Annotated in this window: 12 protein-coding genes, 1 tRNA gene and 1 pseudogene; 4 read left to right on the top strand and 10 right to left on the bottom strand. The window is 41.9% G+C overall.

Annotated features, from left to right (window positions below; all coding sequences use genetic code 11):
- From VB714_RS19595 to moaC, 6 genes are all read right to left on the bottom strand, one after another.
- The coding region (locus tag VB714_RS19595) for a DUF4347 domain-containing protein (RefSeq protein ID WP_323226355.1) at positions 1-1,758 on the bottom strand (1,758 nt) is incomplete at its 3' end.
- A 363-nt stretch (positions 1,759-2,121) separates the two neighbouring features.
- Positions 2,122-2,592, bottom strand: a complete 471-nt coding sequence (locus VB714_RS19600; RefSeq protein WP_323226356.1) for a DUF29 domain-containing protein — start codon at positions 2,590-2,592, stop codon at positions 2,122-2,124.
- 156 nt (positions 2,593-2,748) lie between these two features.
- Positions 2,749-3,750, bottom strand: coding sequence for a GAF domain-containing protein (locus VB714_RS19605; protein ID WP_323226358.1), 1,002 nt, complete (start codon positions 3,748-3,750; stop codon positions 2,749-2,751).
- A gap of 42 nt (positions 3,751-3,792) precedes the next feature.
- Positions 3,793-4,101 carry a DUF3181 family protein gene (locus tag VB714_RS19610; protein ID WP_323226359.1) on the bottom strand — a complete coding sequence of 103 codons (309 nt, stop codon included), beginning with the start codon at positions 4,099-4,101 and terminating at the stop codon, positions 3,793-3,795.
- A gap of 26 nt (positions 4,102-4,127) precedes the next feature.
- Complete coding sequence (locus tag VB714_RS19615) at positions 4,128-4,379, bottom strand: 2TM domain-containing protein (protein ID WP_323226360.1); 252 nt, start codon at positions 4,377-4,379, stop codon at positions 4,128-4,130.
- 51 nt (positions 4,380-4,430) lie between these two features.
- The gene (gene moaC / locus VB714_RS19620; RefSeq protein ID WP_323226362.1) at positions 4,431-4,940 is read right to left on the bottom strand and encodes a cyclic pyranopterin monophosphate synthase MoaC; all 510 of its coding nucleotides are present in this window, start codon (positions 4,938-4,940) and stop codon (positions 4,431-4,433) included.
- A 65-nt stretch (positions 4,941-5,005) separates the two neighbouring features.
- On the opposite strand from moaC, the gene VB714_RS19625 reads away from it, so the two are divergent.
- The 3 genes from VB714_RS19625 (at position 5,006) to VB714_RS19635 (ending at position 6,495) form a co-directional block, all read left to right on the top strand.
- A tRNA-Arg gene (locus VB714_RS19625) sits at positions 5,006-5,079 on the top strand.
- A 62-nt stretch (positions 5,080-5,141) separates the two neighbouring features.
- Positions 5,142-5,723 (top strand): flavodoxin family protein, encoded by a 582-nt coding sequence (locus VB714_RS19630; protein WP_323226363.1) that lies wholly within the window; start codon positions 5,142-5,144, stop codon positions 5,721-5,723.
- 73 nt (positions 5,724-5,796) lie between these two features.
- Entirely contained in the window at positions 5,797-6,495 is a 699-nt protein-coding gene (locus VB714_RS19635; protein WP_323226365.1) for a pirin family protein, read from the top strand.
- Between the two features lie 42 nt (positions 6,496-6,537).
- On the opposite strand, the gene VB714_RS19640 is transcribed toward VB714_RS19635, so the two are convergent.
- Together VB714_RS19640 and VB714_RS19645 are read right to left on the bottom strand one after the other, a co-directional pair.
- Complete coding sequence (locus tag VB714_RS19640) at positions 6,538-7,536, bottom strand: Rpn family recombination-promoting nuclease/putative transposase (RefSeq protein ID WP_323226366.1); 999 nt, start codon at positions 7,534-7,536, stop codon at positions 6,538-6,540.
- A 181-nt stretch (positions 7,537-7,717) separates the two neighbouring features.
- The gene (locus VB714_RS19645; RefSeq protein ID WP_323226367.1) at positions 7,718-8,755 is read right to left on the bottom strand and encodes a glycosyltransferase family 4 protein; all 1,038 of its coding nucleotides are present in this window, start codon (positions 8,753-8,755) and stop codon (positions 7,718-7,720) included.
- 202 nt (positions 8,756-8,957) lie between these two features.
- Here VB714_RS19645 and VB714_RS19650 point away from each other — a divergent pair, with 202 nt between their 5' ends.
- Positions 8,958-11,210, top strand: a complete 2,253-nt coding sequence (locus VB714_RS19650; protein WP_323226368.1) for an ATP-binding protein — start codon at positions 8,958-8,960, stop codon at positions 11,208-11,210.
- A 36-nt stretch (positions 11,211-11,246) separates the two neighbouring features.
- Here the strand turns inward: VB714_RS19650 and VB714_RS19655 are convergent, their stop codons facing one another.
- Entirely contained in the window at positions 11,247-11,711 is a 465-nt protein-coding gene (locus tag VB714_RS19655) for a GNAT family N-acetyltransferase (protein ID WP_323226369.1), read from the bottom strand.
- A gap of 11 nt (positions 11,712-11,722) precedes the next feature.
- Positions 11,723-12,211: pseudogene (locus VB714_RS19660) on the bottom strand (MBOAT family protein); the annotation flags it as partial.

Consider the following 12,211-nt stretch of genomic DNA (forward strand, 5'->3'; position numbering starts at 1 on the left):
CGAGATATCGAATACCCGCGAATTTCCTCCCCCATCGACGACAATTTTGCTCCCTCCATCCAGGGTTAAATTATTCGTTGCCCAATTTATCTCTCCATCTGTCCCGTCCCCTGTCCCTGCAAGGGTAATCGTGCCACTCACCCCAAACGTAATCATGTCTCCTGCTGCTGCATCGGTTTGAATCCGTTGTCGCAACGACCCCGCCCCTGTATTATTCAGATTCGTTACCGTCAGGGTTGCTAATTTCCCATCCCATCCTGAAAGCGTCTCTGCCTCAAAAGGATTCCCTATTTCTATACTTCCCGTGCTGGCTTCTAACGTCCAATCACCGCCATAGTTCGCACTTCCCGTCGCATTCGTCGAAGCCGCTACATCTGCCCCCGTTAAATGCGCTAAATCTCCAATGAGGGCTTGTCCCGCTTCTCCTAATGCCGTAAAACAACTGTAGAGCAAGATATCTGCCCCTTCATCCAGGGATTTTGCCCAAGTTGCCAACTGTCCGGCATAGTTGTTGATATTCTCATTCGTTACCCAAGTTTTTCCTAACCAGAAGTTGCCTTCGTGTCCTTCTGCGGTTATTGCTATTCCGTCTAATTCTCCGTCTACTTCTTCCAGTTTCTCTGTTATTGCTGCAATTCCTTCTTCCTCGCGACCAATAATACTCGATATCGTTCCTGCTGCTGCACCATAAAGCAAGTCTTGGGCATTATCGGCACGAGAATCAATGACGTTGAGTATATTCGTTCCTCCTGCTTCAGGAAACCGCACCACGGTGGTATCGCCTTGAATTAAACTTGGGTCTGTTGGAGTAACAACTCCTGCTGCCATCAGGTTAATATTTTCGGCGTTGACTTCTCCTGCTATGACTGTATCGCCTTCGTTTACGGCTGTATCGGTTCTGATTAACCGCACTGTGCCATCGGCTTCTATTATCACTTCATTAGCATGACCGATTTCACTGCCTCCGGTAATATAACGGGGGATGTCTACGGCTCTTATTCCCGTTAGATTTCCGGGTATATTAACGCTTCCTTCGACGGGGGCGGCATCGAGGACAAGGTTCACCACCATACCTTCGTGAGAGAGTCGAACTTGATTTTTACCTGGAATGGCGGCGAGGGTGATGTTTCCTCCTTCCGTCTCGACGGTGCCGGTGGAGATTATTCCTCCTCCTACCATCCAGAGACTTTCTCCTGGTTTGACGGCGAGGTTGGCTTCGTTGACGATCCAACTGGGGTTATTTTGGTCAAATATTAAACTTGTCGGATTGCCAATTAAGGTGCTGTAGTTGTTGTTTCCGTAGGCATTGAAGTAGTTGTTCCCAAAGCCGATTCTCGTGGCGGTTGTGGCTCCAAAACTGCCTGGTACGTCTAAACTTGCTCCTTGGGTGAAGACCCATCCGGAGGGGTTCATCAGGAACAGGTTTGAATTGCCTCCGGTGAGTTGGATTAACCCTTGAATGATGCTGGGGTTTCCTCCGGTTACTCTTCCCACGACGTTGAGGATGTTGGGGTTGGAGAGGAAGTTGGCGATTTCTTGGGGGTTTAATCCGAATTCCTGAAACGAGTGGAATAAATTGGCTCCGGCTTGGGTGCCGCCGTTAATATGGTAGGTGTTACCGTTGTAGTTGATTATTGTCCCGGTGCCGTCGGGGGCTGCGGTTATGGATGTTTGCGCCTGGGCGGTGAGGGGTTTTGCTCCGATTAACCAAGTTAACAAGAGGAGAGACAGGAGTTTCGGCAGTTTGAGTTGTTTCACGATGGGAGGAACCGGCAATTATTCGTTTTTTAGTATAATCCCTGAAAGTTAGATAGTCTATTTTTGTAGGATTTCTTTATAATTTACTCTTCGGGAGAGAATATTTTTTAGTTGTCGCGATGAGTGTAGTTTTCAGAGAACTTTCTTGTTTCCAGTTCTTCGCAGGTTATCTTAGAATCCGCATGAATACTATTATTAAAAATCTAGGGCAGGCGCAAGCATTTGCCCTGTACGTTGGGTTTGGGAGTAGGGGTGCAATGCTTGCACCCTGAAATTATGAATGCTTGCACCCTGAAATTATGAATGCTTGCACCCTGAAATTATGACCTATTATTTATTAAGATTTGATATTATTTTGGCTTGCTAATCCGATCGCGCTTCATCGGGTAAATAATCAAGATCGAGAATATCATCGAGAAGAAAAGGACAATCAGAGGGAAATATTTTGAGCGGTAAACCTGTTTCATCTGCTGCTAGTTTTCGCGATTGTTGATAGCATTTACCCAAACTTTCTTGCAGCAAAGATGTTAAACTGGGGCTGATTTCTAGGGCATCTTCAAGATGTTGACGATGTTTGCTAATGGTATAACGCCAGCTATTTGTTCTTTTCTCAGGTTGATAGCGATATTTGAGCAAGTGCATCAACAAAATTCTCAGATTACTTTTGAGTGCATTTTTCTCGCTTCGTCCCATCCCTTCTATCTCTGCAATTAAGTTTTCCCAATCAACTTGTAATAATTTTTGCTCCCGCAATAACATTACAGTATCTTCTAACCATAAATTAAAATCCTGTTCGTATAAAGTTAGTTCCTGCGATCGCACTTTATTAACCATCTCAAATGATTCCTTTTCTGGCAATACCTAGTATAGCCCGATCCTTGTCGGTCTGCATTAATTGGACTCGCTCCCGATCGCCTCATCTTAAATACATTCGATTCAGTATCATTGCAGAAAGCGGCGATCGCCAACCAGAAACAAAATTATTTAATTTTAAACCAACCGTAATATCCCAATAACAACATATTTTCCATAAAACTTTGTTCGCGTCCCATAAATTTCAATATCAACTAAACGACGATCTTTTCGCTGTCCTTTAAACCGACAGGACAAAATCGGATTATAGCCTTGAACGCATTGAGAAAAGATTTCTGCAACCTGATGATAATGGGTTGTTGCTACTACCTTGAGAATTGATTTTAAAGTGACCAATTCCCCAAATTCATAACCAAAAATCTCTGCAATTCTGGTATTGGCATAGAGAAATTTGCCATTTTCTGCTATAATATAAAATCCCAAATGAGCCAAGTCTTGCTCTTCTTCCTTAAAATTTTCTTCTTCTTCCTTTTGTGCTGCCCGTTGTTCTTCTTTCTTTCCATGTTCTCTCACATAGAGACGGGCGTTGTCTAGCGCTAGTGCCATTTGACGAGCGCACATCTGCATTAAATCCGACAAATCTTCGTTAAAGTGATTAGGCTCAGAATGAGTGAGAGTGAGAATACCGAGGAGAACTTTGCCTCTGAGAATGGGGACGCAGAGGGCAGAACCCACCGTATAAGGCTGATCGGGAAGAGTGATCCAGCGTTCGTCCTTGCGCGTATCTGCAATTAAACCCACCTGACGGCGTTCGACGACCCATCCCGCTAAACCACTATCAAGAACTTTACCAATGAGATGTTCTTTTTGTTCCTTAATGGTCGCCCCGCGAGCAAGAATGCTTTCTGTGACGGCTCCTTTAGAGTTCAGTAAAAACAAGCTACTTTCGTGAGCATCTGTGAGTTTAACGGAAATTTTAATTGTCGTTTGTAACATCGATCGCAGCATTAAGCGTCCCGTTGCGGTTTGCCCAATAACCACTAAAGATCGCAGCATTTCATCTTGGGCATCAAAAGCAAGTTCTACTTTACGAAGACGCTCAATTTCCCGCAATACCTCTTCTTTGGGTCGCTGTAGGAGTTGGTCTGGTGGTAGCTTGGATAGAAGGCGATCGCGCATATTTCCCCCTTGACTGGCACTATGTCGGCGCTTGTAAATGCGTTAAAAATTGCGCTGATACTCTTCTAGCAAGTCCATTAAATCGACTTGACAGGGGAGAGGAAGTAAATCGAGAAGCGGTATTTCGCGCTTACCCCCACCAACTTTGATGGGGATATTTTGCAAAATTTGGATAACGCTATCTTCATTGAGTCGATTTTCTTCCAGTAGTGGATACACCCCTTGTGCCACCAGGATATGCAGCTTGGCATCGGCGAGATACAAGTGCCATTTGGCTATATCAATATAGACGTTTTTGCCGATCTCTGCTGCGAGTTTTTCAATTGCTTCGGTTGTCTGAGAATTAGCCATGATTAAGAATGAGCGTAAGAATTAGCCTAGCTATCGGATTTTGGAGAATAGTCCGCGATCGCCGCAATATAAAGTAAATGTAGCAAAACAATCGCCAGCCAACTGAGGGTAAACCCAGTTTCCCAAGGCCAATGGACGTTTTTAATCCCCGAAACAAACCATAAACCAGAGTTAATCATTAGATAGATACCCACGTGAATGGCAAAATTCATGCGATCGTCTAAGCGGCGATACTCAGGGTCCTTGCGATCGGGTTGGCGCGGCCAGCGAGGGGGCATGGTTTTCTCCTTACTTAAAGATTCTTGATAAATATGCTTTTGGTAATGTTTTCATCTTGACATATTCTCTGGCTTTGTTTGCATTTCTCGCTGGTAATCGCCAGACTTCCCCCCGGTTTTTCGCAATAGGTAAATCTCTTCGATCGCGATCGCCTTTTCAAGGGCTTTAGCCATGTCGTAGAGGGTCAATGCAGCAACGGAAACGGCGGTTAATGCTTCCATTTCGACTCCGGTTTCGGCTTTGGTTTTAACGGTGGCTTGAAGGCGATATCCTGGCAATTCGCGATCGGGTTCAATTTCTACGGCTATTTTACTCAAAGGGAGGGGATGGCAAAGGGGAATTAATTGGGAGGTTTGTTTGGCGGCCATGATTCCTGCTAGTTTTGCTGTGGCGATAACATCCCCTTTGGGGGCATTTCCCGCTTCTATGGTATCCAGGGTCGATAGGGACATTCGCACCCGTCCTTGGGCGATCGCCTCCCGTTGTGTTGCGGTTTTGGCGGAAACATCCACCATTTGCACCTGCCCTTTTGCGTCGAGATGAGATAATTTTTCAGACATCTTGCTTTATTCAGAAAAACAGTGCTATACTCGTTAAGCGTTGCACGAGTGCAGCATTTTTACTAGGGACTGTAGCTCAGTGGACTAGAGCACGTGGCTACGGACTACGGTGTCGGGGGTTCGAATCCCTCCTGTCCCGCTTTAACTAAAACCTTACAAAATAACCTCAAAAAACATCACTTCAAGTTTAGGAGATATAAAGTGGTAACAATTGCAGTAGTTTATTTTTCAGGTTCTGGTCATACCCATTTAATGGCGGAAGCTATTGCTGAGGGTATAGATCGCGTCACCGAGGCTCAATCCGAACTGTTCAGAATTACAGGAGAACAAATTGAGAAAGGTCGTTGGCGCAATGATGAACTGTTAGCTAAACTAGATACAGTCGATGCGATTATTTTTGGTTCTCCTACTTATATGGGCGGTATTGCAGCACAATTTAAAGCCTTTATTGATGCAGCTAGTGCCTCTTGGTTTGCCCAAAAATGGAAAGATAAAATTGCGGCAGGTTTTACTCATTCCGGTTCTCCCAGTGGCGATAAACAAGGAACACTACTTTATTTAGCCACTAATGCTGCCCAACATAGCATGATTTGGGTGAATAATGCCGAAATGCCCATGCAGGAAAATGGGGTAAACCGTTTGGGATCGTTTCTAGGAGTGATGGGTAATACTCCCGCAAATCCCAACCAAAAAGAAGCCCTTCTCGATCCTGGCGATCGCTTGACATCAGAAAAATTTGGACAGCGTATTGCAGAAGTAACAAAACGCTGGAATCGCGCTTAATTTCATCCGTAAAGACTCTCTTCTTGAGCAATTAGCAGGGTATTTTTTAACAAATTTGGAGAGGACATTAATTATGATTACAATTCGCAAAGCTAACGAGAGAGGCCATGCCAATCACGGTTGGTTAGATACCTATCATACATTCTCCTTTGCCAGCTATCAAAATCCCGAACATATACAGTTTAGAAGTTTGCGCGTCATCAATGAAGATCGCATTGGTTCGGGGGCTGGATTTGGGACTCACGGGCATCGCGATATGGAGATTATCACCTACGTTCTAGATGGCGCATTAGAACATAAGGATAATATTGGTAATGGGTCGATTATTCAACCTGGAGAAGTTCAGCGCATGAGTGCGGGGACAGGGATTTTACACAGTGAATATAATCACTCCAAACAGGATTCCGTCCATCTCTATCAAATTTGGATTATACCCGATGAAATGGGAATTCAACCCAGTTACGAACAAAAGAGTTTTCATGTAGAAAAAGACCCCGGAAAACTGCATTTAGTTGCCGCTAAAGGAGGTAAAGACGGGGCAGTTACGGTGCATCAGGATATGGCATTATATGCAGGGGTTTTCTCCACTGGCGATCGCATTTCTTATGCCATCGATCGCGATCGCCACGCTTGGATTCAAGTAGCCCGAGGTGAAATTACTCTCAATGGAACACCACTAAAAACTAGCGACGGGGCGGCAATTAGTGAGGAAACAGAGTTACATATCGAAGCCCGAAAAGATGCCGAAATCTTGCTCTTCGATCTGGCTTAATTTTGAGAGGAAAAATCTGGGTTTATTTCTCTGACTCTCTAATTATTCATCCTGACTCTCTCCTCTCAACCAATTTTCCAAATCCTCAATACTATTGAAGTCTAAGAAGTCTTCTCCTAAAGTTTCCAACTCTTCAGCAGATAAGTCTTCAATTTTGCTACTTATTTCCGTAGAAACTTCTCCAAAACGCTTTTTAAGTAAACGCATAATTAAGGCTATTTTTCCTTCCTGTCGTCCTTCCTGCCGTCCTTCCTGTCGTCCTTCCTGCCGTCCTTCCTGCCGTCCTTCCTGCCGTCCTTCCTGCCGTCCTCTTTCTCGTCCTTCTTGTTCGGCATAAGTAATTTTTCCTTTTTCATCTTGTAACATCATCCCACGACGATCTACAATTTCAAACTCTTCTACTGTCATATTTGCCTGACTCGCTAAATTTAACGCCAGTTCTATCTCCGATACTTCTCCTAAACTTGCGGGAATACTCTCCAATTTAGCCGCTTCTTTGAGGAAATAAATCCATTTATCGGTTAAATCTTCCAACTCTGAGAGGTTTTTCTTAAACTTTGGTAACTCAACAAAGATTAACTGTAATTCTTCATCGGGATAGGCAAATTTTTTCGTTTTCTCTTGAAAGACAAATCGGCTAATTGTCTCCTCTGTGTCTGTGTTTTCAAACAGATTAAAATCTGTAATGGTTACGGCAATAGCGGGATTGAGAAGGGGATAGTAGTCTCCCTTTATCAACTGGTTAGCGTAGCCTTTGGCGAGATTGTAAATAACTCGTTTACTAAACGCAGTCATCCGTGCTACTTGCATTTCAATGACCACAATAGAATCGTCAGCTAAAACGGCTTTGACATCTAAATAGGTATCTTTTAAGGTCATCACTTGACCGGGATTATAGGGATTCACAATCGTTAACGATTGAATCACTTTCTCTCCCTTGTAAATAATCGCATTGAGAAAGCTGATTAAAATATCTTGGCTTTGTTCTGAGCCAAATATTTTCTTAAAGGCATAATCGATTTTAGGGCTGATAAATCTCATGTTTTGGATAGGAGTGGGGAATCGAGAGTTGTCTTGTAATAATTTTACTCGATCTAGTAGGTATTACTGTATTACTGTTACGTTTTTTAAAGCGGTGCTACGAATTATCTATCAATTAGAAATTTAATCGCTAACCAATAAAGTAAAAAAGACGGTTTTACCCGTCCTTTTTTATGGTATCTTACCCTCCTTCTGTTAGAATTCGATGATAAATGGCTTCATAGCCGTTAACCATAAGCTCAACGGAGAAATGGTTTTGCACTCGTTCTCGACAGGCTTGGCGACTGAGGCTGGGGAGTTTGTCGATCGCCGCGACACAGCCATCAATATCGTCGCAGATAAAGCCCGTTTCGCCATCTGCGACGACTTCGGAGGCCGCCCCGAAATTGGTGGCAATCACTGGGGTTCCACAAGCCATAGACTCCGCCATGACTAAGCCAAAGGGTTCTCGCCATTGGATCGGGAAGAGGGTTGCGATCGCCCCCCCGAGGAGGTCGTTTTTCTCTTGGGGGGTAATTTCCCCCACGCATTGAATTTGGTCGTTATCGATTAAGGGTTCGACTTTCGTTTCGTAAAATTTCTGGTTGAATAAGTCTATTTTACCCGCCATTTTCAAAGGGAGTCCCGTTCGCTTGGCGATTTCAATGGCGAGATGAGGACCTTTGCTTTCTGACATTCGCCCTAAAAAGGCTAGATAGGGGGGATTTTCTGGTTCGGGGTGAAAGGTAAAGAGATCGATAGGAATGGAATTATAAACCGTATCGATGTAGTTTAAGCCTAATTCCGGTCGTCGTTGGGAATTGGAGATGCTGATATAATTTTGCTGTTGGTGTTGCTGGAAAAACATTTCCATCACTGGCTCCATAATCCAATGCAGCGTATGAACGATGGGAGTTTGAATTAAGTTGGCATAAGGTACGGCAGCATAGATTAAATGAGAATGAATCAGATCGAATTGGTGCGATCGCGCTACAATTGCACTCAACTGCATCTGTTCGTAAATGGCAAAATCCTTATGGGTAATCCCCATTGGTCGTAAAGCGCGATCGCAGCCTGGTTCGAGTTGGGCAAGGGTTTGAGAGTCTCCCGAAGCAAAAAGGGTGACTTCGTGACCTCGGCGCACTAATTCATCGGTTAGGAGACTGACAATTAATTCAATGCCTCCGTAACCGACAGGAGGTACACTCTCCCACAAGGGTGCAATCTGAGCAATTTTCATGAAATTCTCCAAGCCGTTTTTAAAATGAAAATCTTTGAATCTTTTAGTTATACAGAGAGGGTTTTGTTAAAATTAAGAAGCAACCCTCATTTTTGATATGCTTTAAAAGAATTTATATCATAAAAAGATACAAAGGGCGCAGTTTTCGAGATCGCCCTCCCTCAATATTTCTGTTAAATTCCCTCTAATTTTCTCAAGTACGATGAACCAAGATAATTTCAGTGACTTACAAATAGCCGATATTGATGCTAGAAAAGAAAAATTAGATGACTTCAATATTGAGCAAATTCATTTTCCCGGTTTCATTCAATCTCATGGGGTTCTCTTGGTTTTGGAAGAACCACGATTAAAAATTGTTCAAGTAAGCAATAATACTGAAAGTTTTTTGGGAATTCCCCCAGAAACATTATTAAATCATTCATTAAGCAGATTTTTTCCCCGCACCCAAATTAGGAATCTTAAAAAGATCATTGCTCGAAATGAATTTGAAACAGTAAATTTAGTCAAACTCAAACTAAAAAAAGATGGTGAATATTTATTTATTGATGGAGTTTTACATCGCAACAATGATGGAGTTTTGATTATTGAATTAGAACGGTCAGCTTATCGAGACGATCTTGACTTTATTAGTTTTTACCACTCCCTCAAAAGTGCAGCAGCGAACATTCAAAAAACTTCCAATTTGCAAGAAATGTACAAATTTATTGTACAAGAAATTAGAAGTCTTGTGAAATGCGATCGCGTTATGGTTTACAAGTTCAATAAGAATTGGGATGGAGAAGTTGTTGCTGAGGATAAACGAGAAGATATCGAACCTTTTCTTGGGCTACATTATCCCGATGCAGATACCCAAGCCTGTCGCAAATTTTATGCCGCACATTGGCTAAGAGTAGTTGTTGATGTTAATGCCGAATCTGCCGCTCTTTTACCTGTCAATTACCCCGAAATAAATCTAAGTAATTCTGTTTTACGCGGCCTTTCTCAATGCCACCGCGAATATTTACAAAATATGGGAGTTTGTTCCACTTTAGTCATGCCTTTAAAACGAAGTGGACAGTTGTGGGGACTCATTTCCTGTCATCATTATACTCCCAAACAAGTCTCTTACGAATTGCGTCAAGCCTGCGAGTTTTTAAGCCAAATTATTTCCAGTGAACTGGTTGCAAAAGAAGAAGCAGAGGACTATGATTACAAAATAAAATTAAAATCAATTCACGCTAAATTAACTGAATATATGTCGATAAAAAAGAATTTTATCGATGGTTTGATCGCAGATCGTCCTAATTTGCTCGATCTAGCCAATGCTCAAGGTGCTTTCATCTATTGGCAAGGAGAGTTTACGACTATTGGCAATGTCCCTCAAAATCCCGATCTTGAAAGATTAGTGAATTGGTTAAAAAATAATATTCAAGAAACAGTGTTTGAGACGAATTCTCTTTCATGTTTGTATCCAGAGTCAGAAGAATATAAAAATATTGCGAGTGGTTTGTTAGCGATTTCTATCTTACCCAAAAATTATATTTGTTGGTTTCGACCCGAATTTGTTCAAACTGTAAAATGGGCGGGAAATCCTCATAATACTGTTGTGGAAAAGGTCGATTCTGAAGGAGTTGTACGGTTATCACCTCGAGGCTCTTTTGCTGTTTGGAAAGAAACTGTTCGCTTCAACTCTTTGGTGTGGAAGTCTTGCGAAATTGAAGCAGTGAAAGACTTGAGAAGTGCGATCGTTAATATTGCATTGCGTCAAGCGGATGAACAAGCTAAACTAACACAAGAATTAGAACGTTCTAATGAAGACTTGGAAAAGTTTGCTTATGTTGCTTCTCACGATTTACAAGAACCTTTAAACTTGGTTTCTAGTTACGTGCAGTTATTGGAAATGCGCTATCGCGATCGCCTCGACGAAGATGCCAAAGAGTTTATTAATTTTGCGGTGGATGGGGTAACGCATATGCAAACTTTAATTGACGATCTGCTGACTTATTCGCGAGTGGGGACACAGGATAAGAAGTTTGTGAAAATTGAGATGGAAGATATTGTAAATCGCGCTTGTACCAATTTGCAAGAGAAGATTCAGACGAATGAAGTAACAATTATGCGCGATCGCTTACCTTCAGTATTTGGCGATCGCACTCAACTCATACAAGTTTTCCAAAATTTAATTGGCAATGCTATTAAGTTTCGTAAAGAAGAAAAACCTCTAGTTCAGATTAGAGTAGAGGAAAATGAAGACCATTATTTATTCTCGGTTCGAGATAATGGTATTGGCATTGAATTACAATTTTCCGATCGCATTTTTACCATTTTTCAGCGTTTGCACTCTCGCGATGAATATCCTGGAACAGGAATCGGTTTAGCACTTTGTAAAAAAATTATCGAACGTCATGAGGGAACCATTTGGTTTGACTCAGAATTAGGAAAAGGTTCTACTTTCTATTTTACCATTCCTCGGTAGGTTAAAGATGTTATATCTGATACTTTTCTCATCTTTTTAGGCAATTTCTTTCCGCATTTTAAATCTCTCGAATTCTATTCCTTGACGAATAACTATTTCGGGTTCAACAATCTGAAATCCCTGTTTGAGAAAGAAGAATTGAGAGACTCGACTTGCTTCTGTGGTTAAATATTGTGCATTTTGTTCCATCGCGTATTCTGCCAATTGCTGATAAATGGCTTTAGCATAGCCTTGTCTAGCATATTGTTGAGAGGTGTACAAAAATGCAATACGATCTTCTGGATACAATTGACCAAAAGAAACGATCTTGCGATCGACAACAGCAATTAATGTTAATCCTAGATTTAATTTTTGTCGAAATTCCTCAATATTACTAGAGAAAGATGACCAAATTTCAACTTGTTTGGCATTATAAAAATCGCAACCAATATTAATAACGGCATCGCGATAAACTGCCGCGATCGCCTCTGCATCTGTTGTTTCGTATTTTCGTATATCCATAAGATACCTCATTAAAAATCAAAGTAAATATAACGTAATCCGCCTTCCGATGCTAATATCCAAACTGAAAATAAACAGACAGGAACTAAAATTAATTTCAGATTCCAGTTTAACTGTAATTTTAATCCTCGTTGGATAAAATAAGCAATTCCCATGCCAGAAAGGAGTGCTGTTAGTAATAAAATAAGATCGGAACGTCCCATGCCTAAAACATCAGAATATACTTTTGTCGTGAATTGTATATCTCCCACGTACCCAAAAAAATGACTGAAAACAAAAAACGCATCTTGAACATTGGGAAGTCGGAAGAAAATCCATGCTAGAAAGACAAATAATTGTGTGGAAAACCAAGCGAAAATTGTACCGGGAATCGTTTGCCACCATGCTTTTAAATCGGGGTTATTTTTACTATAAGATTCCACTAAACGATGAATCATTAAAGCCAGTCCATGCAAACATCCCCACACAATGAACCCCCATGCTGCACCGTGCCAAATTCC

The organism is Spirulina sp. 06S082 (genome assembly GCF_034932145.1).
In the GTDB taxonomy this organism is placed as follows: domain Bacteria; phylum Cyanobacteriota; class Cyanobacteriia; order Cyanobacteriales; family Spirulinaceae; genus CCY15215.